Annotated in this window: 23 protein-coding genes and 1 tRNA gene; 15 read left to right on the top strand and 9 right to left on the bottom strand. The window is 38.8% G+C overall.

Annotation, left to right across the window (positions count from 1 at the left end):
• Positions 1–66: 66 nt before the first annotated feature.
• From BUA97_RS07385 to rseP, 3 genes are all read right to left on the bottom strand, one after another.
• Positions 67–1,002, bottom strand: a complete 936-nt coding sequence (locus BUA97_RS07385) for a hypothetical protein (protein WP_059344232.1) — start codon at positions 1,000–1,002, stop codon at positions 67–69.
• Between the two features lie 124 nt (positions 1,003–1,126).
• Positions 1,127–1,200, bottom strand: a tRNA-Asn gene (locus BUA97_RS07380).
• 88 nt (positions 1,201–1,288) lie between these two features.
• Positions 1,289–2,758, bottom strand: coding sequence for an RIP metalloprotease RseP (rseP, locus tag BUA97_RS07375; RefSeq protein ID WP_072997148.1), 1,470 nt, complete (start codon positions 2,756–2,758; stop codon positions 1,289–1,291).
• 312 nt (positions 2,759–3,070) lie between these two features.
• Here rseP and BUA97_RS07370 point away from each other — a divergent pair, with 312 nt between their 5' ends.
• Entirely contained in the window at positions 3,071–3,973 is a 903-nt protein-coding gene (locus tag BUA97_RS07370) for a pirin family protein (protein WP_072997147.1), read from the top strand.
• 192 nt (positions 3,974–4,165) lie between these two features.
• On the opposite strand, the gene BUA97_RS07365 is transcribed toward BUA97_RS07370, so the two are convergent.
• From BUA97_RS07365 to BUA97_RS07355, 3 genes are all read right to left on the bottom strand, one after another.
• Positions 4,166–4,603, bottom strand: a complete 438-nt coding sequence (locus BUA97_RS07365) for a DUF6646 family protein (protein WP_072997240.1) — start codon at positions 4,601–4,603, stop codon at positions 4,166–4,168.
• A gap of 125 nt (positions 4,604–4,728) precedes the next feature.
• The gene (locus BUA97_RS07360; protein WP_084081271.1) at positions 4,729–5,814 is read right to left on the bottom strand and encodes a cytochrome d ubiquinol oxidase subunit II; all 1,086 of its coding nucleotides are present in this window, start codon (positions 5,812–5,814) and stop codon (positions 4,729–4,731) included.
• Positions 5,811–7,154, bottom strand: coding sequence for a cytochrome ubiquinol oxidase subunit I (locus BUA97_RS07355; protein ID WP_072997146.1), 1,344 nt, complete (start codon positions 7,152–7,154; stop codon positions 5,811–5,813). Before BUA97_RS07355 ends, BUA97_RS07360 begins: the two co-directional genes overlap by 4 nt.
• Positions 7,155–7,432: 278 nt before the next feature.
• Between BUA97_RS07355 and BUA97_RS07350 the strand changes: the two genes are divergently transcribed.
• The 4 genes from BUA97_RS07350 to BUA97_RS07335 all read left to right on the top strand — a co-directional run bounded on the left by BUA97_RS07350 (position 7,433) and on the right by BUA97_RS07335 (position 11,326).
• On the top strand, positions 7,433–8,074 hold the full coding sequence (locus tag BUA97_RS07350) for a DUF4271 domain-containing protein (protein WP_072997145.1): 642 nt from the start codon (positions 7,433–7,435) through the stop codon (positions 8,072–8,074).
• 21 nt (positions 8,075–8,095) lie between these two features.
• Positions 8,096–8,836 carry a uroporphyrinogen-III synthase gene (locus BUA97_RS07345; RefSeq protein WP_072997144.1) on the top strand — a complete coding sequence of 247 codons (741 nt, stop codon included), beginning with the start codon at positions 8,096–8,098 and terminating at the stop codon, positions 8,834–8,836.
• Between the two features lie 97 nt (positions 8,837–8,933).
• The gene (locus BUA97_RS07340; RefSeq protein WP_072997143.1) at positions 8,934–10,979 is read left to right on the top strand and encodes a S9 family peptidase; all 2,046 of its coding nucleotides are present in this window, start codon (positions 8,934–8,936) and stop codon (positions 10,977–10,979) included.
• A 2-nt stretch (positions 10,980–10,981) separates the two neighbouring features.
• Positions 10,982–11,326 (top strand): hypothetical protein, encoded by a 345-nt coding sequence (locus BUA97_RS07335; protein ID WP_072997142.1) that lies wholly within the window; start codon positions 10,982–10,984, stop codon positions 11,324–11,326.
• A 27-nt stretch (positions 11,327–11,353) separates the two neighbouring features.
• Here the strand turns inward: BUA97_RS07335 and BUA97_RS07330 are convergent, their stop codons facing one another.
• The gene (locus tag BUA97_RS07330) at positions 11,354–11,839 is read right to left on the bottom strand and encodes an SRPBCC family protein (RefSeq protein WP_072997141.1); all 486 of its coding nucleotides are present in this window, start codon (positions 11,837–11,839) and stop codon (positions 11,354–11,356) included.
• 186 nt (positions 11,840–12,025) lie between these two features.
• Between BUA97_RS07330 and BUA97_RS07325 the strand changes: the two genes are divergently transcribed.
• Entirely contained in the window at positions 12,026–13,567 is a 1,542-nt protein-coding gene (locus BUA97_RS07325) for a sensor histidine kinase (protein WP_072997140.1), read from the top strand.
• A gap of 58 nt (positions 13,568–13,625) precedes the next feature.
• Positions 13,626–14,315 (top strand): response regulator transcription factor, encoded by a 690-nt coding sequence (locus BUA97_RS07320; protein WP_072997139.1) that lies wholly within the window; start codon positions 13,626–13,628, stop codon positions 14,313–14,315.
• A 50-nt stretch (positions 14,316–14,365) separates the two neighbouring features.
• Here the strand turns inward: BUA97_RS07320 and BUA97_RS07315 are convergent, their stop codons facing one another.
• Entirely contained in the window at positions 14,366–16,486 is a 2,121-nt protein-coding gene (locus BUA97_RS07315) for a prolyl oligopeptidase family serine peptidase (protein WP_072997239.1), read from the bottom strand.
• A gap of 212 nt (positions 16,487–16,698) precedes the next feature.
• Here BUA97_RS07315 and pgi point away from each other — a divergent pair, with 212 nt between their 5' ends.
• From pgi to BUA97_RS07275, 8 genes are all read left to right on the top strand, one after another.
• Positions 16,699–18,342 (top strand): glucose-6-phosphate isomerase, encoded by a 1,644-nt coding sequence (gene pgi, locus BUA97_RS07310; protein WP_072997138.1) that lies wholly within the window; start codon positions 16,699–16,701, stop codon positions 18,340–18,342.
• Between the two features lie 77 nt (positions 18,343–18,419).
• Positions 18,420–19,304 (top strand): bifunctional 5,10-methylenetetrahydrofolate dehydrogenase/5,10-methenyltetrahydrofolate cyclohydrolase, encoded by an 885-nt coding sequence (locus tag BUA97_RS07305; RefSeq protein ID WP_072997238.1) that lies wholly within the window; start codon positions 18,420–18,422, stop codon positions 19,302–19,304.
• Complete coding sequence (locus BUA97_RS07300) at positions 19,297–19,929, top strand: 7-carboxy-7-deazaguanine synthase QueE (protein WP_072997137.1); 633 nt, start codon at positions 19,297–19,299, stop codon at positions 19,927–19,929. The genes BUA97_RS07305 and BUA97_RS07300 overlap by 8 nt, the downstream gene beginning before the upstream one ends.
• A gap of 9 nt (positions 19,930–19,938) precedes the next feature.
• Positions 19,939–21,309 (top strand): exopolysaccharide biosynthesis polyprenyl glycosylphosphotransferase, encoded by a 1,371-nt coding sequence (locus BUA97_RS07295; RefSeq protein ID WP_072997136.1) that lies wholly within the window; start codon positions 19,939–19,941, stop codon positions 21,307–21,309.
• Between the two features lie 29 nt (positions 21,310–21,338).
• Positions 21,339–22,091: an MlaE family ABC transporter permease gene (locus BUA97_RS07290; protein ID WP_072997135.1), complete on the top strand. Its 753-nt coding sequence runs from the start codon at positions 21,339–21,341 to the stop codon at positions 22,089–22,091.
• Positions 22,091–22,900 carry an ABC transporter ATP-binding protein gene (locus BUA97_RS07285; protein ID WP_072997134.1) on the top strand — a complete coding sequence of 270 codons (810 nt, stop codon included), beginning with the start codon at positions 22,091–22,093 and terminating at the stop codon, positions 22,898–22,900. The genes BUA97_RS07290 and BUA97_RS07285 overlap by 1 nt, the downstream gene beginning before the upstream one ends.
• Positions 22,893–23,513, top strand: a complete 621-nt coding sequence (locus tag BUA97_RS07280; protein WP_072997133.1) for an outer membrane beta-barrel protein — start codon at positions 22,893–22,895, stop codon at positions 23,511–23,513. The genes BUA97_RS07285 and BUA97_RS07280 overlap by 8 nt, the downstream gene beginning before the upstream one ends.
• A gap of 221 nt (positions 23,514–23,734) precedes the next feature.
• Complete coding sequence (locus BUA97_RS07275) at positions 23,735–24,580, top strand: AraC family transcriptional regulator (protein WP_072997132.1); 846 nt, start codon at positions 23,735–23,737, stop codon at positions 24,578–24,580.
• 5 nt (positions 24,581–24,585) lie between these two features.
• Here BUA97_RS07275 and BUA97_RS07270 read toward each other — a convergent pair whose 3' ends face one another.
• The gene (locus BUA97_RS07270) at positions 24,586–24,855 is read right to left on the bottom strand and encodes a lipopolysaccharide assembly protein LapA domain-containing protein (RefSeq protein WP_072997131.1); all 270 of its coding nucleotides are present in this window, start codon (positions 24,853–24,855) and stop codon (positions 24,586–24,588) included.
• Positions 24,856–24,882: the final 27 nt, after the last annotated feature.

The following is a 24,882-nucleotide window of genomic DNA, read 5'->3' as shown; positions in this document are numbered from 1 at the left end:
CCTTTATAATTCTGGTTATCAGACAAATATGATTTTTAAAGAGAAAATGTTTTTTTGGATTTTAGACTATATATCATCCTGAACATCGCTGTTGGAAAGATATTTTGAGAGGTTCCTGCTGTTTATTGGCTCTTCTGCGATATTTCCGAGCCTGTCTTTTGCCGAGGTGACGGCGTTGATAATTTTGCAGGTTTCGGCTTGGGTTATTGTGCCGGATTTACAACTTTCCATAACATTAGTAAAGGTCGAGAAAAAGTCCAAAATAGGCTGTACGCTCACGCCGTTCCTTGCAGGCTTTGTAAACAGAATCTTTCCAGAGTTTTTCTTCCGCAGTAAAAAGTCCGATAAATCCCTCTCGGAATCTTTAGAAATAAAATAATCCCGCAAAATGTCATCAATGACCATATTCGGATTCTTTTTTATTTCAAAAGCAAAATCGGATTCCTGTAGGATATTATTGTTGTGTTTTGCGAGTTCGTTGGTTTCAGATAAAATGATTTGTTGATTATTTAATTCGTTTGAAATCTTAGTGCCAACTTTCAAAAATTCTCTTTTTAACTCATTGGAATGGTGTTCTATTTTATCTGCCGCGTCTTGCTTTTCTCGGAACTCAAACCTTTCGCTATAACTGTTTTTCTTGAATTTTTTGAATGCCTGAATTGGCTTAAATGGGTGTTCCATTTTTACCTCGAACAGTATTACGGCAAGAATTTGAAGAATGATATAGAATAGGATTTGGGTAAAGTCGATCTTCTCGGCATGGATATCTTCCAGTATTTTCCCGCCCCAGAAAAAGGAAAGCGACAATGAAACCAAAAATAAATTCAAAACGATTAAAAACCGCTGGGTGTTCCAGTCGTTATACCAGTTTGCCCTTTCCTTGGAGTAATAGTTTATCGCAAACGGACTGAACGCAAACCAAAGCCGCCCTGCAAGATAGAAGGGGACAAGGATTGTAAAGGTTACCATTAGAATATATGTTGCGATATAGAAGTCAGTCATAGATAACGTACTAAAATATTCTTACACAAAAATAGCATTAAAATAAAATACTTTTGTTCGTGAAATGTTCGTGACAAATATAAAAAAAGACACTCACATTTCTGTAAGTGTCTCATTTTCAGTGCTCCTCTTGCTGGGCTCGAACCAGCGACCCTCTGATTAACAGTCAGATGCTCTAACCAACTGAGCTAAAGAGGAATGTTCCTTTTTGCTTTAAGCGTGTGCAAATATAGAAACTTTTTTAAAAACTCCAAAATTTTTTCTGAAACTTTTTTCTGAATTTTTACTAGAATTTTCCGGTTATCCACTTAACTATATCATTCCCAAATATTAACACCATAAGGCCTAATAAGAAAATAACACCGATCATTTGTGCGTTTTCCAGAACTTTTTGCGGAACAGGCTTTCCTGTGATGATTTCCCACAATGTAAACAACACGTGACCGCCATCCAGTCCCGGGATCGGGATCAGGTTAAGGAATGCCAGCCAAACAGAAAACATCGCAGTGAAACCCCAGAAAAATTCCCAGTTGATGGTTTCCGGCATTTGTTTTATAATAGCAATCGGACCGCCCACTTTTTTATAACCCTGGGTTTTATTGTTGAAGATAATTTTGAACTGCTTGATCTGCATGGTCAAAACATCAATCGTCCTCGTAAAACCTCTCGGTATCGCTTCCAGGAAAGAATATTTTTTCGTAACCTTGGATTGATCAAGATACTTTTGAGCCACATTGGCATCGAAGCCAAAACCTAGTTTAGCATCCTGCCCGATATTAGCGGTCAGTTTTAAAGGTTGTTTATTTCTGAGAACTTCCAGTTCAACAGCTTTTCCTTTATTAGCCTGTAGTTCTTCTGTTAACTGGTCAAAGTAGACAGTTGGTTTTCCATTGACAGCCACGATTTCATCGCCTTTTTGTAATCCGGCCTTCATCGCCGCTTTATTAGGAAGGATACTATCAACAACCGCAGGGAAACGGTTCATGAAATATAGTTTCGCCTGGTTGGCATGTAGAACCTCTGCAACACCATCTTCATTGATTGGGAAGGTAACTTCTTTTCCATTTCTCATAACCGTCACCTCGCTTGCAAAAAGCATATTGATCGTAGACGTCTCCATTCTGTCAGCAGGTTTTCCGTCGATTTTAAGGATTTTGTCACCGGTTTGCAATCCCATCTTTTTACCAGCATCGGAAACCGCAATTCCATTCTCGAATTTTGAATTATCGTGGTACGTTTCTCCTTTTAAATAAGAAAGAGAAGAATAGATTAACCAGGCCAAAAAGAAATTGACAGTCACCCCGCCAAGCATTATGATCAGTCTCTGCCAAGCTGGTTTCGCACGGAACTCCCACGGTTCAGCAGGTTTTGAAAGCTGGGCGGTGTCCATGCTTTCGTCCACCATTCCTGCGATTTTCACATAACCACCGAACGGCAGCCAGCCAAGTCCGTATTTGACACCTTCATGCTTTCTCCAGTCGTTATCCGGAAGCGTGGAAACATCTATAGGCTGAAGGACTTTTTTCCCGTCGATTTCTATTTCCTCTTCCGTTGGTTGGTTTTTAGAAAGGAATTTGTATTGCCATTTCCCATTGATCTTCTTCATGGAAAAGAGTGAAAAATAAGGGTCAAAAAATAAAAAGAATTTATCTACTTTGGTTTTAAACCATTTTGCCGGCAGGAAGTGCCCGATTTCGTGTAAAGTTACAAGTATCGAGATACTTAATATAAATTGAAATAATTGTGTAAGTGTCATTGACGGTTGTTAAAATTATAGGTACGCAAAGGTAATCATTTAGTCAGAAACTATACCAATGTAAAAAAACGCCTTTTTCTGCCAAATGTTCACTCATTCTTATTTTTTTATTTGGGAGGCTTATCCGTCTCCACTCCCGCTTTTTTCTGTTCTTGCGAACGAACTTAGGCTGTCAGTAGACACTATACGAATCGCAACAACATAAAAAGAGCTCCGTTCAAGCCGGGCTGCAAGAGATTCAGCGGTTTCTTTCCTAATAACAATTATTCAATAATAAATGATTAATTTTAAATCAAATTTAAAAATGAAACTATGTCAAATATCGAAATGATAATAGAAGAAAGAGCAGCAGATATCGGCAACTTTTTGGTTGGCAGGTTATTGCCATTCTCCCAGAAGAGAAGCGTTGGACCATTTGTGTTCATAGACCACATGGGGCCGGCTGCGCTCAAAGATTATGAAAATATGGATGTGCCGCCGCATCCGCACATCGGACTTTCCACACTCACCTTTTTGTTTGAAGGCAGCATCATCCACAGGGATTCCATCGGAACAGAAATCGAAATCAAAGAAGGCGCAGTAAACTGGATGACCGCCGGAAAAGGCGTTGCCCATTCCGAAAGAACACCGGAATATCTCAGAACCACCGACAAGAATCTCCACGGGTTACAGATTTGGGTCGCTCTTCCGAAAGAACTGGAAACCATGGAACCCGAATTTTTCCATATCAACAAAGAAGATATCCCAAGCTGGATAGACAACGGAATCAATTATAAACTGATTGCGGGCGAAATTCTAGGGCGCAAATCTCCGGTTCCTGTTTATTCACCACTTTATTTTCTGGAAGTTAAAAATACACTTCAGGAAGACCGAGAAATTATACTCGGAGATTATCTTTTCGGGGAATCTTCTCTTTATATATTGGAAGGCAACATCGAAAGTGAAGGCAACCTTTACACGCCGAAACATATCCTGATCGCCAAAGATGCAAAGCTTTGCCACTTTACCTTGAAACCGAATTCTACGGTTTACATTTTCGGAGGCCAGCCTTTTCCGGAGCCGAGGTATATTTATTGGAACTTCGTTGGAACCTCCAGAGAAATCATAGAAGACGCCAAAACGAAATGGCAAAACCACGAGTTCCCAAAAGTGATTAATGACGACGGTTATGTTCCGCTTCCACCACAGAATAAGAATATTAAGCTCAAAGAATAATTAGTAAAAAGCATTTCCAAATCCTTGGAACGTTAATTATTATACTCAAGATTGAACGCATGTGACGACTAAAATTATAGAAAAATCCTTTAATTATTAGTACTGTGAACCAGTAGAAAAATTATCCAGTTGAGACTCAAACAAAAAAAGCATCTGAAACCAGATGCTTTTTCTATATTTTTCCAGTAATATTTAGAAGTTGAAAGAAACACCTATGCTTCCGTTGTTTCCGGCTTCGATATAAGCACCAACATTCTGGTTGAAGAAATATCTCACTCCCAGGTGAACCCCTAATCCAAAGTCTCTGCCCAAAACCCCAAGATCAACTCCAGGATAGATATCCCATTGGCTCGGAAGATTCAAAGGATCCTGTAAGTGGAAGTTAACTCTACCAAAAAGGAAAAAGTTATTATCCTTGTTATCATCCTTGTAACCGCTGAAATAGATATTGGCTCCACCTCCGAGTGAAACGATTTTTGACAAACCATAGTCATAGGTTCCTGTGATCCCGGTTCCGTTACCCCAAGCGTTAAGACCTACCTGAAGCTTCTGGTCTCCTTTTCCTGTCCATGCCTGCGCATACGAAAGTACACCCGCAAATAGCCCGAATGCTAATAATAGTTTTTTCATAAGAGTAAGTTTATTTTTGATTTTTGTATAAATCACAATATCAAAAATAAGACCATTAGTATAATTTCTTTTCTGGAAAGGGCTTTAAACGGGTATTCCGTCTTCCGAAATTTTTACTTGGGCAGCTATTTCCGCCCTCCGTTCCCGCTATCCACCTCCGGCGGATGAGCTCCACTCAGGTCGGGCTGCATGCGATTCGCAGGCTCTTTTCTGCTCTGGTCTCCGAAGGATAACAGCAGATAAAAAAGGAATGGTAAAATAAAAATACTTCCCAAAACTAAAGCCCATCCAAGGGCGGCAATGGTTTTCGGGGCAGCACTTTCATCGAACAGCGAAAGATGGCTTCCGTTTGCAAAAAGAATAATATTCGGGTTATGCTGATAGGTAGCCGCAACTAAAATCATGACGATCTGGAAACCTCCAAATGCCCTTACCAGCAAAAACTGTCTTTTTTTAATCGCTTCATTGGTAAATAAAAGACTGACGGTAGCAAAAGTAATTACAATGATTCCCAAAGCCTTTGAAAAGATCCATTTCAATAAAGGAATATCCGAATAATAGGCACTTATAAAAACCATTACGCCAGTAATAATAACATAGATGGCTGTTTCTCTGGCTTTTTTTATCATAATCGGCAAAGCATCGCTGAATCTCGCTTCGTGAAGAGAAAATAACGAAGCCAGATAAGCACAAAGTGCGATCGTAAAAAAGCCGACAAAAACCCCGAACGGATTCAGCCAACTGAAAATATATAAACTCAGAAAATCTTTCGCTTCAGTATCGATAGACCCGGAAATGGTGGCCGCCGCAATGATTCCCAAAAAGAATGGCGTCAGCAGGCTGGAATAATAAAAAATCTGGGTATACAGTTTTTGCCAGCTGTCGTTAACAGCATCGTAGTTCCTGAAAGTAAAGGAAGTACCTCTTGCAATGATCCCGATCAGCATCAGAACCAACGGAATATGAAGGTATGTGGAAACCGTGGTGTAGATAGTCGGGAAACCGACAAATAAAATCACAACAGCAATAATCAGCCACATATGATTGGCTTCCCAGATTGGTGCAATGGATTTTGACATAACTTTCATCGTCTTATCACGATAAGATTTTCTGGAAAACAGCTCAATAATCCCTGCCCCGAAATCTGCTCCGCCTGTGATCACATAAAGGCAAATGGAAACCCACAGAAATGCTATAACTACATAGATCATGACTTCTTGTTTTTAGGATTATAATTCGGATCGGTGGGATCGTATAGTTTCGGAACCATCTGGATCTGTCTTCTTAAAAGGAACAGAATGATCAGCGATAATGATATGAAAATCAATGTAAAAAAATAAAAAGAATACTGGATTCCCGGCATAGGTGTCACGGCATCTATGGTTTTCATAACTCCGTAGATGATCCATGGCTGCCGCCCGACTTCAGTTACCGTCCAGCCTGCTTCCAAAGCAATATACCCGAAAGGAATTGCAGCAACAAAGGTTTTCAGATACCATGTTTTTGTAAGCCAGTTTCTTTTCCAGAAATTGGCAATAAGATACAAAACACCAATAACCATCATTATCACCCCGAAAAAAATCATAATCTGAAAGGCGTAATGCACGACTGCAACCGGCGGCCAGTGGTCTTTTGGAAAATCCTTCAGACCTTTGACTTCAGCATCAAAATCACCCCAGGCCAAAAAGCTCAAAACTTTTGGGATTTTGATCGCATATTTTATCTGCTCATTCTCTTCATCCGGAACGCCGCCGATCACAAAGCTTGCACCTTTTTCGGTCTCGAAGTGTGCTTCCATTGCTGCCAGTTTTATGGGCTGTCTTTTTGCAATAGATTTTGCAGCGATATCACCACTGATAGGTGCTAATAAAGCACCAATTACTGCAAAGCCGGCTGATATCCTGAATGCTTTGGTGTGGAAGCTGATATTCCTTTTTTTAAGTACCATCAAAGCATGGATCCCGGCGACAGCAAATCCTGTGGCAGCAAACGCCGCTACCGTCATGTGGAAAGCCTGCGGAAACCAGGCATCATTGAACATGGCTTTTATAGGATCGATATTGAGATATTTTCCATTGACATAATCAAATCCGGCAGGACTGTTCATCCAGGCATTCGCTGCCACAACAAGAATCCCGGAAGCCAATCCGCTGACACCAACTACAACGCCGCAGAACCAATGAAACCATTTATTAAACTTTTCCCATCCGTACAGAAAAAAACCGATCGCAATGGCTTCTATAAAAAAGGCAGTTCCCTCCAATGAAAAGGGCATTCCGAAGATTGGTCCGGCATGTTCCATAAACCTTGGCCATAGCAGTCCCAATTCAAAGGACAGCATCGTCCCGGATACAGCGCCGGTCGCAAAAAGAATAGCTACCCCTTTACTCCATGCCTTGGTGAGCCCTTTGTAGACTTCATCTTTTGTTGTAAGATATTTGTAATGGGAAAAAGCCATCAGAAACGGCATCACCATCCCAACACAGGAAAATATGATATGAAACCCCAAAGAAACGGCCATCTGAGATCGGGCAGCTAGAAAATCATCCATAATCTCAATTTTTAGTGTAAAGTTAGGTTTTTTCTTTTAAGATTTATACCATGCTGTGAAGAGAAATATTTATATCGTAGCTTTTGACAGCAATCTGAAGGGTATAAGAAATTAAACTATTTGTAAAACAAGACATACTTTCTTTTAAGATAATATTTTCAAGAGGAGTTTCTTTCTGCTCAGTTGATAAAACTACAAATGATATTTTTTATAAATAATTAATCGCTAAAATATGATATGCGTTAATCAAATTCTTATTTTTGCAAAAAAATTGACCTTTGGTAAGGATTACGGAGCATAATGATTGGGTGGTATATTGTATTCTAGGGAGTATATTTGTATACATCATCCTTCTGTCTTTGTTCCAGAGGGACGCCAACATCAGGGATTTTCTGATGCAGAAGATGGAAGATTCCAGCAACCTGATGCCGACCTGGATTATTGTGTCTGTGGTGAGATGTATCATGATTGCTTTGCTCCTTTCTCAGTTCGTTCCTTTAGTTCCGGAAGGATTTTCTGATATTCAGTTATTTGGATTGCATGTTAATAAATTCGGGTTCACATTCGTTTCATTGCTTTTATTCGACCTGGTCCGGAATTTCCTCACATTTCTCTTCTATTCCAGCATCGGAAGTGGAAAAAATCTGAAAGGGCTCACACTCATCGCCAGCAAGTTTTTTTTCCTGGAGTCGATTGCTTTTATTATTCTGGGCTTTGGCCTTTATTATTATCCAATAGATTTGGTACGATATTTTTATTTAATAATAGGTCTGCTTGCAGGCTCTTTCATTTTGAAAAACATGATATATCTTTTCCATAGGCAACCGATACTGCCAGAAAAGTGGTATTATAAATTTTTGTATATTTGCACGCTCCAAATAGTACCGGTATTGGTACTTTGGAAGTTCTTGTTTTATTAAATGTAACATACACATTTTGAGATGAAAATCAAATCTATTTTAGTTTCACAGCCTGCTCCGAATGAATCGTCGCCTTATTTGGAAATTGCTAAAAAAGAGAAAATCAAAATCGATTTTCGTCCGTTTATTCATGTAGAAGGTGTGGATGCAAAAGAACTCAGAACGCAGAAAATAGACCTGACGCAATATACAGGCATCATTTTCACCAGCAAAAATGCAGTAGATCACTACTTTCGTCTTGCTGAGGAAATGAGGTTTACTGTTCCGGATTCTATGCGTTACATCTGCCAGTCGGAAGCGATTGCCAACTACCTTCAGAAACATATTGTTTACAGAAAAAGGAAGATCAGCTTCGGCGAGAAGAACTTTTCTGACCTTGCAGCTTTATTTAAGAAGCATCCTGCAGAGAAGTATCTTTTACCATCATCCGACATCCTGACGCCGGAAATCCCAAGGGTTTTGGATGCAGCTAACCTGGACTGGACAAGGGCAATCATGTACAAAACTGTAGCGAGTGACCTGACGGATATCAACGTAAAAGATTATGATATGTTGGTTTTTTTCAGTCCGCAGGGAATTAAATCATTGGCGATCAATTTCCCCGATTTCAAACAGGAGGATACAAAAATTGCCGTTTTCGGAACAACAACTCAGGCAGCAGCAGAAGAAGCCGACCTGACAGTGAATGTGATGGCGCCAACGAAAGAAACGCCGTCTATGACAATGGCGATAGAAAAATATATCAGAAGCATCAATAAATAAATCTTTATTGACATCAATATAAACCGTCTTCTATCTGAAGATGGTTTTTTGTTTACATTTGTTTAATCTGAATATATTCAGAATAATTTTATAAAAAATGGACGCTCCAAAAGCAAAAAAAATAGAAAAACTTCTAGAGATTCATAACGATAAAAGGATCGACCCTTATTTCTGGATGAAGGAAAGGGAAAATCCGGACGTTATCCAGTATCTTGAGGAAGAAAATAACTACACTGATTTTGTGATGAAGGATACGGAAGATCTTCAGAACGAATTGTACGAGGAGATGAAATCCCGCTATAAAAAAGATGACGAATCTCTGCCTTATTTTTTTCACGGCTACTGGTATATCGTTCGTTATGAAGATGGAAGAGAATATCCCATCTTCTCCAGGAAGTTTCAAACGCTTGAAAATAAAGAAGAAATTCTTCTCGATGTCAACATCCTTGCAGAAGGTGAATCTTTTTTTGAAACCGGAAGCATCTCTGTAAGCGTCAATAACGAAATCATCGCCTATTCTACGGATAATGTGGGAAGAAGAATCTATAAAATCTTTTTCAAGAACCTTAAAACAGGGGAAGTATACCCCGATGTGATCGAGAATGTTACCGGAAAAACAGTCTGGGCCAATGATAATGAACATGTTTTCTACATCAGAAAAGATGAAAGCCTTCGAGCTTTTCAGATCTATCGGCACAAATTAGGCACAGATCCCAAGGATGATGTTCTGATTTTCCATGAGGAAGATGAGACCTTTGATGTCGGTCTCTTCAAAACCAAATCGCTGGAATATATTTTTATCGCTTCTTCTTCCACCAACGAGGACGAGATGAGGTTCATCCCGGCAGACAATGTCTATGCGAGATGGAATATCGTACAGCCCAGAACCGAGGATCTGGAATATTCTGTAGAACATTACAAAGGAGAATTTTACATCATCACAAATGCTGATGATGCTACGAATTTCAAAATCGTAAAGACCAAAGTAGAAACCCCGGCGATGGAATACTGGGAAGATTATATCCCGCACAGAGAAGATGTTTTGCTTGAAGGTTTCGAGATCTTCAAAAACTATTTTGTGCTGGAAGAACGGAAGAAAGGACTTTTACAAATTAACATTATTGATAATCAAACCAATAGTTCCCATTATCTTCAATTTTCTGACCCTACTTACACTGCTTATATCGGGATCAATCTGGAGTTTGACACAGATATTCTTCGTTTCGGATATACTTCTTTAACGAAGCCTTCATCAACTTATGAATATAACATGAAGAATAAAACAACCACGCTTCTTAAACAACAGGAAGTTCTGGGTGGAAAATTCTTCCCGGAAGATTACATTTCCGAAAGAATCTGGGCCAACACAAGGGACGGAAAAGAAGTAGCAATCTCGCTGGTCTATCACAAAGACACAGAAAAATCAGCACAAACACCGCTTTTACTCTACGGTTATGGAAGTTATGGACATACGGTTGATGCAAGTTTTTCCAGCATAAGATTATCCCTTTTGGACAGAGGTTTCATATACGCCATTGCACACATCAGAGGTGGAGAATATCTTGGCCGTGAATGGTACGAAGACGGAAAAATGCTGCGAAAGAAAAATACATTTTTTGATTTCATCGATGCTTCAAAGTATTTGATTTCAAATAATTATACTTCTCCCAAGCACCTTTACGCAATGGGTGGGAGTGCCGGCGGACTTCTGATGGGCGCAGTGATGAATTACAATCCTGAACTTTTCAACGGGATCGTGGCACAGGTTCCTTTTGTAGATGTGGTAACTACGATGCTGGATGATACTATTCCGCTGACCACGGGAGAATATGACGAATGGGGAAATCCCAAAGAGAAGGAATATTATGATTATATGAAATCTTATTCACCTTACGATAACATCGAAGCGAGGGATTATCCAAATATCCTGATTACAACAGGTTTACACGATTCCCAGGTACAATATTGGGAACCTGCCAAGTGGACTGCAAAGCTGCGGGACATGAAAACGGATAATAATATTCTGATTTTCAAAACCGATATGAGTTCCGGACACGGCGGTGCAAGCGGTCGATTTGAAAGTCTGAAAGAAATTGCGCTGGAATATGCATTTTTACTTAAAGCTGAAGCGTTAAAAAATTAATTATGAAGGAATCCGAAATCTGGAAAAAAATAGAACGTTTTTTTGAAGTCAACTTTCAAACTGAAAAAAATCCACCTATAGAAACTTTTCTGTTCATTATCGGGGTGCAGGAATTGGGAAGCGGACAACAGAAATTCACGAAAGATGATAAGGTTAACTTGGTTCATATTGCAGTTTGCAGGTTGCTGGAACCTTTTGGATATTACAAATTTACGCATTATGAAGATGGCTGGCCGCAGTTTGAAAAACTGGATGACCTTCCTGAACTAAAACCGAATGAACAATCGCTTCTGATGAAAAAAGCGATTATTCAGTATTTTATTGATGGAGAGATTGATATGGATTGATCTTTGGAAGGTTCAGGATTATGAATTTCAACTATTTAACAAATCTTCCAACTGATTCAATCCCGTTCTGAAACCTTCTTCAAAACCCATTTCGATGATCTGATTCATTTCTTCCTTGGCGTTGAAGTGGATATTAAAGGTCATTCTTGTACCTTCATCGATTCCGGTAAAACCAATCAACCAGGATGTTTGTGGCAAGTCGGTTCTTACTTTCCCTTTCTCATCAGAAAATGCATCACTCCAGGAAATACTTCTGTGAGGCATGATTTCACCATATTGGGCGACAGCAAAATGCTTTTCACCGTCCAATCCTGTCATTGCGTATAACCAGATTCCATTTTCTCTAAAATCCATTTTTTCAGTTTCGCACTTCCACGGCTTTGGTGCCCACCATTGGTCTATCAATTCGGATTTTGTGAAATAATCCCATAATTCCGAAACGTCCGATTTGTAAACTTTCATTACATAGATTCCTGTTTCTGAATCCTTATTAAAAATAATTTCTGATGCCATAATTTGTCTTTTTATAAAATTAATTATAAAAAATCACACCAAACTTTCTTCTGGCAGTATTTTTGATATTCACAATAAAATGTTAAAAAACTTGTTTTTAAGAAATATTTAATAATTGTATCCCGTTTTTTTTATGGAGATATTCTTAAAAGCAGTAATTTTAACTTTTCAAAATCAAAAATTATAATGAATAACAAATTTATTCCTATTATATCTGTATTCATGACGATCTCGCTGGTTGTTTTCGTTTCCTTACAGCTATACTGGATTAAAGAATTGTATACCTCGCTCGAACAGGATTTTTCTAATAAAGTCTATTCTGCGTTAGAAACATCGACTCAAAAAGTCAATCAGATCGAGGTTAATAAATATTGGAACGACACCTACAAAAATGTAGGTAAGGAAGTGTTGGCATCATCCAACCAGCCCGTTAAAACCTATATCCAGCAAAGTTCCGATTCTGCGAACCGGTCGAATATCCTGTTCCAGACCAGCATTGTTGAAAAGCAAAACATTCCGGTTTCTGCAAAGGGTGACACACTTTATACCACAAAATTATACAAAGACGAAGGACAGTTAAAGCTTAAAAGAAGCTCGCCGGAACCACTGACAACCAACATCAGCCGTGACATCGACAACAATTCTTATCAGATGAAGGAATTTGCGAGGCTAAGTGCGACCAATCTGCCGATAGAAAAAAGAGTAGACAGCAAAGTAATTGATTCGGTTATTACAAAAGAACTGAGGCTGAAAGGTATCGACACGAAATTTGGATTTGGAGTTATTAATAAAACCAATCAACTGACTAGTGTGGCCAATAATATATATCTTGACCAAAAAGATAAGACCAACTATACCTACCCGCTTTTCACCGACAGCAAGGACAGAACACTTTATACGCTCGCATTGGTCTTCCCGCGAAAGGATTATTCTCTGGTGAAGCATAACCTGCCGATGCTTTTGGGTACTTTCATATCATTGCTGACGATCCTTGGGATCTACATCATCTCGATCAATTACATGATGAGACAGAAAAAAATTGCGGAAATCAAAACAGATTTTATCAATAATATGTCTCATGAGTTCAAGACGCCATTGGCAACGATTTCTGTAGCTTCGGATTCTTTGGCTAATGATAAAATAGCGACTGATCCTGCAAAGGTGAAGTATTATTCCGGTTTGATAAAACAGGAAAATCTCAGGATGAAAAAACAAGTGGAAACTGTTCTGAATATGTCCAAGCTTGAACGTAACGAAATGCCGCTTCATCTGAAAGAAACCAATGTCCGGGAACTGATCAGAAGCATCGCAGAATCCTTCAGGCTGATAGTCAACGAAAGAAAAGGCACGCTGACAACAGAATTCAATGCTACAAAATATAACTTCCTGGTAGACGAATTCCATTTGTCAAATGCATTGGTAAACCTGCTTGATAATGCCAATAAATATTCGCCGGAAACACCGGAAATAAAACTGACAACAAAAAATGAAGGAAATTGGTATGTAATCGAGATTTCCGACAAAGGAATGGGAATGGAAACACATAATAAAGGCAAAATCTTTGAAAAATTCTTCCGCGAGGAAACCGGGAATATTCACAATGTAAAGGGACAGGGACTTGGATTGTCTTATGTAAAAAAGATTGTGGAAATCCATAAGGGTCAGATTCTTGTAGAGTCTCATAAAGGAAAAGGAAGCATGTTCACGATTAAATTGCCGATCATTTAGATTATAAAATCAGAAACAAAATATAGAAGTAAGTTATAAAACCATCAATTATAAAAGTATGAGCAACAGAATATTATTAGTAGAAGACGACCAGAGTTTTGGTGCCGTTCTTAAAGATTATCTGACAATAAACAACTTCGAGGTGACATTGGCTACCGACGGAGAAATGGGTCTGAAAGAATTCACGGAAAAAGAATTCGACATCTGCATTTTTGACGTGATGATGCCGAAAAAAGACGGATTTTCTCTGGCAGAGGATGTAAAGAAAATTGATAAAAACACCCCGATTATTTTCCTGACGGCGAGAAACATGCGTGAAGATATCCTGAAAGGCTACCAGATCGGTGCAGATGATTATATCACAAAACCTTTTGATACGGAATTGCTTCTTTACAAGATCAAAGCCATTTTGCAGAGAAGCGCAGTTTTGGAAAACGAAGATCAGGAACAGTTCAAGATCAGCAGCATCTTCTTCGATTCTATGCTGAGACAGTTAAGAGTGGGCGAGAACGAATATAAGCTATCTCCAAAAGAAAATGAACTTCTTAAACTGTTATGCATACACAGAAACGATTTTATGCCAAGAGATCTGGCTCTGAGAAAAATCTGGAAAAAAGAAAACTATTTTACAGCGAGAAGTATGGATGTTTACATCGCAAAACTGAGAAAACTCCTGAAAGATGACGAAGGTCTGGAAATCATCAACGTTCACGGAGAAGGTTTCAGGCTGTTAGTGAAAAACCCATAAAATAAAAACCCCTTCAATTTCTGAAGGGGTTTTCAATGTCATATTTCAACTTATTTTTTCAAAGTTTTAATTCCCATTTCGTAAAGGGCAAAGCTTAGCAGATCAGCGTTTTCGCCGATCACCTGTTCTGTAGAACGACCTGCGCCGTGACCTGCATTTTTCTCAATTCTCAACAGAATCGGATTGCTGCAAGATTGCTTTTCCTGCAATTCCGCACCGAATTTGAATGAATGAGCCGGTACAACTCTGTCATCGTGATCGCTAGTGATAATCATTGTAGATGGATAACAGATTCCTGCTTTCACCTGGTGAACCGGGGAATAGGATTTCAGATATTCGAACATTTCTTTGCTATCTTCCGCAGTGCCGTAATCATAAGACCAACCGGCTCCGGCCGTGAATTTGTTATATCTCAACATGTCCAAAACGCCGACACCCGGGAAAGCCACTTTTGCAAGATCCGGCCTCATCGTCATGGTTGCACCAACCAAAAGTCCGCCGTTGGAACGCCCGGAAAGTGCCATGTATTCTTTCGAAGTATAGCCTTTCGACTGCAGGTATTCTCCCGCAGCGATGAAATCATCAAACACATTTTTCTTCTGCTGCTTTGTTCCTGCATCATGCCATTTCTTTCCATATTCTCCGCCGCCACGGATATTCGGGACAGCATAGATTCCGCCATTTTCCATCCAGATGGCATTCACCACAGAGAAAGCCGGCTGAAGGCTGATGTTGAAGCCGCCATATGAATAAAGGATCGTAGGATTTTTTCCGTCCAGTTTTGTTCCTTTCTTATAATTGATCATCATAGGAATTTTCGTTCCGTCTTTTGAAGTATAGAAAATCTGCTCCGAAACGTAATCTTCAGGATTGAATTTTACTTTCGGTTTTTGATAGATTTCAGATTTTCCTGAGTCAACATTGTACTTGTAAATCGTTCCCGGCGTGATGTAATTGGTAAAAGAATAATAGATGTCTTTTTCCTTTTCCTTGCCTCCAAAACCGGAGATGTTTCCTTTTCCGGGCAATGAAACCTCTCTGATTAATTTTCCTGTTTTATCGAATTGCTTCACAATATCAATCGCATCTTTCATGTAAGTTGCGAAGAAATAACCGCCTCCTTCAGAGATGCCCAACACATTTTCAGTTTCCGGGATCAGGTCTTTCCAGTTTTCCGGGCTTGGATCTTTGATGCTGACTTTTACCAGTCTCATATTCGGTGCATCTTTGTCCGTGAAGATAAAAAGATCGTCGCCTTGTGTGTCCACAATATCGGCATTGATGTCAAAACCTTTGTTGATCTGAACAAAATCACCACCGTTTTTAAGATCTTTGACATACAATTCGTTGCCATTGGTAGCGTTGGCTGCAGAGATGATCAGGAATCTTTGGTCCTCCGAAACACCAGCAGAAAGATATCGTCTTGGTGTTTTTTCACCACCGAAAATCAACTGGTCCTCAGACTGCTTTGTGCCTAATTTATGATAATAAACTTTGTGTTTATCCGTCATTCCGGACAAAACTGTTCCTTCTTTGGGCTTGTCATAGCTTGAGTAATAAAAACCTTCGTCTCCTTTCCAAGAGATGCCACTAAATTTCACATCAACAATAGTTTCGTCGATTTGTTTCTTAGTGATTGCATCGATAATGATGATTTTGTTCCAGTCACTACCACCTTCTGAAATTGAATATGCGGCCAGATTTCCTTTTTTATTGAAGGATAAACTCGAAAGCGAAGTAGTTCCTTTTTCCGAGAACTGATTCGGGTCCAGAAAAACCTCGATATTTTTGGTTTTATCGTTGGTTCTGTAGATCACAGACTGCGCCTGCAAACCATTATTTTTGGAATAATAAGTATAATCGCCTTCCTTGAATGGTGCCGATATTTTTTCGTAGTTCCAGATATCTCTCAGCTGATTTTTGATCGCTTCTCTGAAAGGGATTTTTGAAAGATAGTTCTGGCTATAAGCTACTTCTTCGTCCACCCATTTTTTTGTGGCTTCGGAATCATTTTCCAGATCGCGGAAGGGATCTGCAACCTGATTTCCGAAATAACTATCTGTCTGATTACCTTTCTGAGCTTTGGGATAAGTTGGCTTATTCATAGATTGGGCATTAGCGCCAACGTAAAAAACGACGGCTGCTGTTGCAAGAATTGATTTTACTTTCATTATTAAACTTTTGAATGTTCCCAAAAATACAAAAAAATAAAACTTGCGAAGTTTGCTTGCTATTGTGACTAAAGTAAAAGTTCTTAATCCGTTAAAAAACAAAATTAAAAATGAATTTTTGATATGACAGATCTCTGAAATTAATCCCAAATTAAGTGCACGATTTTTCTTAAATTTGCAGGTCTTTCTGACAATCAACAAATCTTATAAATATGTTACCAAAAATAAATCCTACACAAACATCTGCATGGAAAGCCCTGGATCAGCAATTTGCCAATAACGATTTCGAACTTAGAACATTGTTCCATTATAATCCGAATCGTTTTCAGGAGTTTTCACTACAGACAGACAACTATCTTTTCGATTATTCTAAAAATCTGGTGGATACTAAGACTTTAGAATTATTATTGAAGTTGGCTGAAGAATCTCAACTGAAAGAAGCGATTGGGAAAATGTTTTCTGGCGATAAAATCAATGAAACAGAAGGAAGAGCAGTTCTTCACACCGCTTTGAGAGATTTTTCTGATAAGGAAATCATTGTGGATGGTGAGAATATCAAACCCGGCATCAAAAAGGTTCTTGATCATATGAAAACATTTTCGGAATCTGTAATTTCCGGTTCTCATAAAGGTTTTACGGGTAAAGAAATCACAGATGTGGTCAATGTGGGAATCGGAGGGTCAGATCTTGGTCCGGTGATGGTTTGTTCTGCATTAAAACATTTTAAAACAAGGCTTAATGTTCATTTTGTATCCAACGTAGATGGCAATCATATGGCCGAGGTTGTGAAGAACCTGAACCCTGAAACCACTTTATTCATCATTGCCTCCAAAACATTTACCACACAGGAAACTATGACCAATGCCAACTCAGCAAAAGAATGGTTTCTGAAGTCTGGTGCTAAGAATGAGGATGTCGCCAAACATTTTGTTGCATTATCAACGAATATTGAAGCTGTAAAAAAATTCGGGATTGCGGAAGAAAACATTTTCGAGTTCTGGGACTGGGTTGGTGGCCGATATTCGCTTTGGAGCGCTATTGGATTGAGCATTGTTTTATCCGTAGGCTATGAAAATTTTGAACAACTACTTAGAGGTGCCTATGAGACAGACGTACATTTCCAGACCAAAGATTTTAAAGAGAATATACCTGTGCTGATGGGACTTTTGGGAATATGGTACAGGAACTTCTATGCAGCCGGAACCTATGCGATTTTGCCATACTCACAATATCTTGACCGTTTTGCGGCCTATTTGCAGCAAGGTGATATGGAAAGTAACGGAAAATCTGTGGACAGGAACGGCGAATTCGTGGAGTATGAAACGGGCCCAATAATCTGGGGAGAACCTGGAACCAACGGTCAGCACGCTTTTTATCAACTAATCCATCAGGGAACAGAGTTGATTCCTGCGGATTTCATTGCTTATGCAAAATCTCCGAATGATGTAGGCGAGCATCAAGATATTTTGTTGGCAAACTTTTTTGCACAAACCGAAGCTTTGGCTTTTGGAAAAACTGAGGATGAGGTTTTTAATGAATTAAAATCATCTGGAAAAACTGAAGAAGAGACAGAATTCCTTTTGCCATATAAAGTTTTCGCAGGAAATACGCCAACCAACTCATTCTTGTTTAAAGAATTGAATCCGTTTACATTAGGACAGTTGATTGCTTTGTATGAGCATAAAATTTTTGTTCAAGGTGTGATTTGGAATGTGTTCAGCTTTGATCAATTTGGCGTTGAACTAGGAAAAGTTCTGGCCGGAAAAATACTCCCAGAGCTGGAAGCAGAAGGCAATGTAGAAACACACGACAGCTCTACAAATGGTTTGATCAATTTTTATAAATCTAACCGATAAAAAATATAAAAAATGAAATGTTGGGAAAGGAACATTTCATTTTTCTAATAAATCAAAAAAGTAAAAAGAAAGTAAAAATGGCACAAATTCTAGACGGACTGAAGGTCTCAAAAGAGGTAAAAGCTGAAATCAAAGAGGAGGTTGAAAGAATCCTCGCCAACAATAGAAGGGCACCGCATCTGGTGGCAATCTTAGTTGGAAACAATGGAGCGAGCAAGGCTTATGTGAACAGCAAAGTGAAAGATTGTGAAGAAGTTGGTTTCCAGTCTTCACTGATCAAATTTCCAAGTACGGTTTCGGAATCAGAACTATTGGAAAAGATTGATGAACTGAACAAATCAAAAGCTGTGGACGGCTTTATCGTTCAGTTGCCTTTGCCTAAACAGATTGATCAGGAAAAAATCATTATGGCCATCGATCCGAGAAAAGATGTGGATGGTTTCCATCCGGAGAATTTTGGAAAAATGGCTTTGGAAATGGATACTTTCCTGCCGGCAACACCATTTGGAATATTGACATTATTGGAACGGTATAATATTGAAACCAAAGGTAAGAACTGTGTGATCATCGGTAGAAGCAGAATCGTTGGGAAACCAATGAGCATCCTGATGGGAAGGAAAGATTTCCCGGGAAATTCTACGGTAACGTTAACACACTCTTACACAGAACATATAGAAGAATATACAAAACAAGCCGACATTGTGATAACAGCTTTGGGCGATCCGAATTTCCTGAAAAAAGAAATGATCAAAGAAGGTACGGTTATCATAGATGTCGGAATTACAAGAGTAGATGATGATTCTGAAAAAGGTTATCATCTTGCAGGCGATGTAGATTTTGAAAGCTGTGCACAAAAGGCTAGTTGGATCACGCCAGTTCCGGGAGGAGTTGGGCCAATGACGCGAGCGATGCTAATGAAAAACACTATCATTGCCTATAAAACTTCGGTTTATAATGACTAAGGAAGAAGAAGATATTTTATTACAAGAAGGTAAAATGCTCCCTGTAATGGAGCATTTTTACACTATTCAGGGTGAAGGATTTCATGCCGGCAAAGCAGCCTATTTCATTCGTTTGGGCGGATGCGATGTGGGCTGTCACTGGTGTGATGTAAAGGAAAGCTGGGATCCGAAACTCCATCCGTTGATGAATACGGAAGAAATTGCAGAAACTGCGGCGAGATATTGCAAAACAATTGTTCTCACGGGTGGCGAACCGTTGATGTGGAATCTGGAGATTCTTACGTCTAAGCTGAAAGAATTGGGTTGCACCATCCACATTGAAACTTCGGGAGCTTACCCTATGAGTGGTCATCTGGACTGGATCACACTTTCGCCAAAGAAAACAGGGCTTCCCCTCGCGGATATTTATAAAGAAGCAAGTGAGTTGAAGATGATTATCTTTAATCAAAATGATTTTAAATTTGCTCAGGAACAAGGCGGGAAAGTGAATGACAAGTGTGAACTCTATCTGCAGAGTGAATGGAGCAAGCGTGATGTGATGTATCCGAAAATTACAGATTTCATCCTGGAACACCCGAAATGGAGATCTTCTATCCAAACGCATAAATATCTAAATATTCCTTAAATTTGATTCATGCAAAGACTCCGATATTCGCGTTATTTCAAAGCATTTGTGATTTTACTGGACATGATTCTGGTATCATCCGTTTTTGTAATTTATTATTGGAGGAATTTTGAGGTTAAATATGATTCGGAAACGCTGGAGCAAAACATACTATCCATCCTGCTTCTTTGCTTTTTCTGGATTTTACTGAGCGGGAGGACAAGATTGTATCATATCCCGAGAAACGTTACTTACACCATATATCTGGAAAGAATACTCATTCATGTTTTTTTCTTTTTTATAGGCGTCATCATGCTCGGAAAAGTCAGCAACAATGACTTCCTGAAAACCGAGCGTTTCTACCTTGCTGGTATTCTACTATTGGTAGTGATACCGATTAAAACATTTATTTATTTTCTGTTAAAATACATCAGAAGTATTGGTAAAAACCATAGGAATGTAATGTTCATAGGCGAGAGTGCTTCTTCTAACATCCTTAGTGATATTATCAACCAGCGTAAGGATTACGGCTATAGAATCTACGACTATAAGGAAAATGATTATGATCTGCCAAAAATTATAGAGTTCTGGAAAGAAAACGGAATCCATACAATCTTTCTGCCCTCGGAACACAGTCTTGAAAAAACTTTCGAAGATGATCTATTCCGTCAGGCAGAACTGAACAAGGTTAAAATATCACTGGTGCCTAATATTATTCAGAATCAGTTTTTTGAGTATGAATTCAATTACATAGAAACTGTCCCGATATTATCCCAAGCCAAATATCCCTTGGATTTTTTCACAAATTCTTCCATCAAACGTCTTTTTGATATTATATTTTCAACCATTATTCTGGTTTTTGTCTGCTCCTGGCTTTTCCCGATTATTATCTTGCTTATCAAATTAGATGGTTCAAAAGGTTCTCCTTTTTTTATCCAGAAAAGATATGGCTTTCATGACGAAGTGTTTGACTGTTTGAAGTTCAGAACCATGAAGATAAATGAAAAGTCTTCTGAGAAAACAACAGATTATAATGATGAGAGAATAACAAAAATTGGTAAGTTTCTGAGGAAAACCAGTCTGGACGAGATGCCGCAGTTCATGAATGTTCTCAAAGGAAATATGTCTGTCGTAGGTCCCAGGCCGCATATGCTTCTGGTGGATGATTTTTACAAACCCAAAATAAGCAGATACAGCCTGAGAAGTATGGTAAAACCCGGTATTACAGGTCTAGCACAGGTAAGCGGACTGAGAGGCGATGAAGGTGATATGAACATCGGAATGAAAAAAAGAGTACTCGCAGATTCTTTTTACGTCAGAAACTGGAGTTTTAGTATGGATATTGTAATCATTCTGAAAACAGTCTTTCTAATTGTAGTTGGCGATAAAAAAGCCCGTTGATTATTAGAAAAAAAACCTAATTTAGCCGTATGTTAAAAAGATTATTTGAATCTGTCGGAGAATACTTTATGCTTTTGGGAAAAGTTCTGAATAAGCCTCAGAAGCGTAACGTTTATCTAAAACTTCTGGTAAGAGAATTTTATGACCTTGGCGTCAATTCTTTTGGCCTGGTTTTATTCACCTCTTTTTTTGTGGGTGCAGTGGTTGCGATACAGATGTTCAATAATTTCAGTGCTTCATCATTCCCCATTCCGAACAGTTTTATCGGCTATGCAACGAAAGTGGTTCTGATTCTTGAGTTTTCACCAACCATCATCTCCGTTATCCTTGCCGGCAAAGTTGGATCATATATTGCTTCCAGTATCGGAACGATGAGAGTTACAGAGCAGATCGATGCGTTGGATATCATGGGAGTGAACTCGCCCAACTTTCTTATTTTGCCAAAAATCGTTGCCAGTGTGATCTTTAATCCATTACTGATTGCAATTAGTATCGTTGTCGGAATATGGGGCGGTTACATCGCAGGGCTTGCTACAGGAAACTGGACCAAAGCAGACTATATCACTGGAATCCAAATGTATATGCCATCCTATTTTATCTGGTATGCCTTTCTGAAAACTGCGGTTTTTGCCTTTCTGATTGCAACCATCCCGGCTTATTTCGGGTATAATGTAAAAGGAGGATCACTGGAAGTAGGACGGGCTAGTACACAGGCTGTGGTCTGGACAATGGTCTCTGTTATCATCATGGATTTATTATTAACCCAAATGTTACTGAGCTAATGATTGAAGTAAAAGAATTAAGAAAAAGCTTTGATGATGTTGAGGTTCTCAAAGGGATTTCAACAACATTCGATACGGGCAAAGTAAATCTCGTGATCGGTCAAAGTGGCTCGGGCAAAACGGTTTTTCTTAAATGCCTTCTGAATGTTTATGAACCTTCCAGCGGCGGGATTTTGTTCGACGGAAGAGATATCATGAAGATGTCCCGAGAAGAAAAACAGATCCTACGTTCAGAGATTGGAACGGTTTTCCAGGGAAGTGCGTTGTTTGACTCAATGACAGTGGAGGAGAACATCAGCTTTCCGCTGGATATGTTTACCAATCTCACTTACAGAGAAAAGAAAAGAAAAGTTCTGGAAGTAATAGGCAGGGTGAACTTGGACAAAGCGAATAAAAAATTCCCGTCAGAGATATCCGGAGGAATGCAAAAGAGAGTGGCCATTGCCAGAGCAATTGTCAATAATCCAAAATACCTTTTCTGTGACGAGCCTAATTCCGGGTTAGATCCTTATACCTCCAATGTAATTGATGATCTGCTTCTGGAAATCACCAAAGAATATAATACAACAACCATCATCAACACACATGACATGAATTCTGTAATGACCATTGGTGAGAAGATTCTTTATCTGCGTCTTGGGATCAAAGAGTGGGAAGGAAACAAGGATATACTGGCTACAGCAAAGAATAAAAATCTTCTGGATTTCGTTTATTCTTCAGAACTATTCAAACAGTTGAGAGAGTTTATGCTGGAAAATGAACAGACAAGTTTAACACACAACAATAATAAAACCGAAAACAATGAGTAAAAAACTGATTAGTACATTAGCTTTATTTTTAGGAATAATGGCTTATTCGCAGGTTACAATAGGACTGAGAGCCAATGCGCTTTTCAATACCTCGTCTGCAAAATGGAAAGATATCGAAAGTACAGCAACCAACGCCTGGGAAAACAAAGGAGATAATAGTGCGGGCTTCAATATCGGGCTGGCGGCTAAGATCGGGTCTCCGGTTGGCGGTTGGTTTGTAATGCCGGAAGTTTATTATACTACATTCAAGAACAGCCTGACCGTTGACGATGTAACGGTAGAAGCGAAAAGTAACCGTATTGATGTTCCGGTATTAGTGGGACATAACTTTCTGCTAGGAAAATTGGCAGCTTTCGTGGGGCCTGTTGCATCATACAATCTATCATCAAAAAAGACTTACGATGATTTTAAAGTCAATGCAGAAAACGAATTCACCGTTGGTTATCAATTCGGAGCTCAGGCAACGCTTTCAAAATTTGTAATCAACGCCAGATATGAAGGTGCTTTCTCTAAAGATACCAGAAATGTGATAGATGCTGTCAGTGGAGATTATGTAGTAAGATATGACAACCGCCCGAGCATGTTTATCGTGGGTATTGGTTATAATTTTTAATTACATCTATCTTATTTAAAAATGAGAAGGCTGGAAATTAATTTCCAGCCTTCTTCATATATAGACCTTAAAAATTCACAAAAATTACTTTCTCTTGAGAAATCATTTTTGTAATACGAAAGTATAGGGTTTTATTCAACATTTATTTAACATAATAAATAAAAAATAGAACAATATTAATAGCTTTTACTTATTTTTGCTTTCAAAGAAGATTAACTGGAATGAAGGTTATACTTGAGCACATTACACCAGATGAAAATAGCTCTTTCAGAGTTTTACATATCAAAGATGTTCCTATCTCCGAACTGAACTGGCAGTATCACTATCACTCTGAAATTGAGATTGTTTGTGTTCTTAATGGTAAAGGCACAAGACACGTAGGCTATCATAAAAGTCATTTTGAAGACGGAGCGCTGGCTCTTATAGGCTCCAATATTCCACATTCCGGTTTCGGGCTCAATGCAACAGATCCGCACGAAGAAATCGTAATACAGTTCAAGGAGGACATTCTTTCCCTACCGGAAGGCGAGCCTGAATCTAATGCCGTCAGAAAACTTTTGGAAATCTCAAGATACGGCGTCCTTTTTTCCTCACAGGTAAAAAAACAACTCATCCCGAAGTTAGAATTGATAGCTGAATCTGAAGGATATAAAAGATATTTGTTGCTCTTGGAAATTCTTTTTGATTTGTCTAAGAAAGAAGATTTTGAACTGATGAATACTGAAGTGATGCCTTACACTATTGTATCCAGAAACAGGAATCGCCTGGAAGCTGTATTTACATACGTAGAGAACGGTTATCAGAACGAAATAGATATTATGCAGGCTGCAGATCTCGCTAACCTTACAAAACCGGCTTTTTGTAATTTTTTCAAAAAAGCAACATCTCTTACATTTGTAGAGTTTGTAAACAGGTATAGGATAGATAAAGCTTGCATATTGCTTTCACAAGAAAAAAGCATAGCAGAAAGCTGCTATGCTACAGGTTTTAATAATATCACTTATTTTAATAAGATTTTCAAAAAATACACAAACACTACTCCTGGACAATTTATAAAAAACTTGTAGTCATTCTAATAGGTCCTGTTAATTTCGGTTTGCGCTTTTTGTTTTTCAAGTTCAGCCTTCTCATGCTGAAGTTGCTTTAGTTCGCGTCTGATCTGTTCTTCTTTTACAGCACTGCCTTTGCTTACATAGCCCACTAATCCTCCAATGATCAGACCAATTCCTATTCCACAAAGAGAACCATACACCACACGCAGATCAACGGCCATGTCATTAAGATAAAACAATAATCCGCCAATGCCGAATAATATTATACCGATAATAATTAAACTTTTCATAGTTGTGATTTTAGTTTTTAAAATTAA

Source organism: Epilithonimonas mollis, from assembly GCF_900142325.1.
Taxonomy (GTDB): domain Bacteria; phylum Bacteroidota; class Bacteroidia; order Flavobacteriales; family Weeksellaceae; genus Epilithonimonas; species Epilithonimonas mollis.
The sequence above is the reverse complement of the archived record's forward strand: the minus strand, read 5'-3'. Positions and strand labels throughout refer to the sequence as shown.

Coding starts and splice junctions, on each gene's coding strand:
- BUA97_RS07275 (WP_072997132.1), top strand. CDS start 23,735: ATGAAGGTTATACTTGAGCACATTACACCAGATGAAAATAGCTCTTTC.
- BUA97_RS07355 (WP_072997146.1), bottom strand. CDS start 7,154: ATGGATGATTTTCTAGCTGCCCGATCTCAGATGGCCGTTTCTTTGGGG.
- BUA97_RS07360 (WP_084081271.1), bottom strand. CDS start 5,814: ATGATCTATGTAGTTATAGCATTTCTGTGGGTTTCCATTTGCCTTTAT.
- BUA97_RS07370 (WP_072997147.1), top strand. CDS start 3,071: ATGTCAAATATCGAAATGATAATAGAAGAAAGAGCAGCAGATATCGGC.
- rseP (WP_072997148.1), bottom strand. CDS start 2,758: ATGACACTTACACAATTATTTCAATTTATATTAAGTATCTCGATACTT.
- BUA97_RS07300 (WP_072997137.1), top strand. CDS start 19,297: ATGACTAAGGAAGAAGAAGATATTTTATTACAAGAAGGTAAAATGCTC.
- BUA97_RS07325 (WP_072997140.1), top strand. CDS start 12,026: ATGAATAACAAATTTATTCCTATTATATCTGTATTCATGACGATCTCG.
- BUA97_RS07270 (WP_072997131.1), bottom strand. CDS start 24,855: ATGAAAAGTTTAATTATTATCGGTATAATATTATTCGGCATTGGCGGA.
- BUA97_RS07365 (WP_072997240.1), bottom strand. CDS start 4,603: ATGAAAAAACTATTATTAGCATTCGGGCTATTTGCGGGTGTACTTTCG.
- BUA97_RS07315 (WP_072997239.1), bottom strand. CDS start 16,486: ATGAAAGTAAAATCAATTCTTGCAACAGCAGCCGTCGTTTTTTACGTT.
- BUA97_RS07280 (WP_072997133.1), top strand. CDS start 22,893: ATGAGTAAAAAACTGATTAGTACATTAGCTTTATTTTTAGGAATAATG.
- BUA97_RS07385 (WP_059344232.1), bottom strand. CDS start 1,002: ATGACTGACTTCTATATCGCAACATATATTCTAATGGTAACCTTTACA.
- BUA97_RS07335 (WP_072997142.1), top strand. CDS start 10,982: ATGAAGGAATCCGAAATCTGGAAAAAAATAGAACGTTTTTTTGAAGTC.
- BUA97_RS07295 (WP_072997136.1), top strand. CDS start 19,939: ATGCAAAGACTCCGATATTCGCGTTATTTCAAAGCATTTGTGATTTTA.
- BUA97_RS07305 (WP_072997238.1), top strand. CDS start 18,420: ATGGCACAAATTCTAGACGGACTGAAGGTCTCAAAAGAGGTAAAAGCT.
- BUA97_RS07340 (WP_072997143.1), top strand. CDS start 8,934: ATGGACGCTCCAAAAGCAAAAAAAATAGAAAAACTTCTAGAGATTCAT.
- BUA97_RS07320 (WP_072997139.1), top strand. CDS start 13,626: ATGAGCAACAGAATATTATTAGTAGAAGACGACCAGAGTTTTGGTGCC.
- BUA97_RS07285 (WP_072997134.1), top strand. CDS start 22,091: ATGATTGAAGTAAAAGAATTAAGAAAAAGCTTTGATGATGTTGAGGTT.
- BUA97_RS07345 (WP_072997144.1), top strand. CDS start 8,096: ATGAAAATCAAATCTATTTTAGTTTCACAGCCTGCTCCGAATGAATCG.
- BUA97_RS07330 (WP_072997141.1), bottom strand. CDS start 11,839: ATGGCATCAGAAATTATTTTTAATAAGGATTCAGAAACAGGAATCTAT.
- pgi (WP_072997138.1), top strand. CDS start 16,699: ATGTTACCAAAAATAAATCCTACACAAACATCTGCATGGAAAGCCCTG.
- BUA97_RS07290 (WP_072997135.1), top strand. CDS start 21,339: ATGTTAAAAAGATTATTTGAATCTGTCGGAGAATACTTTATGCTTTTG.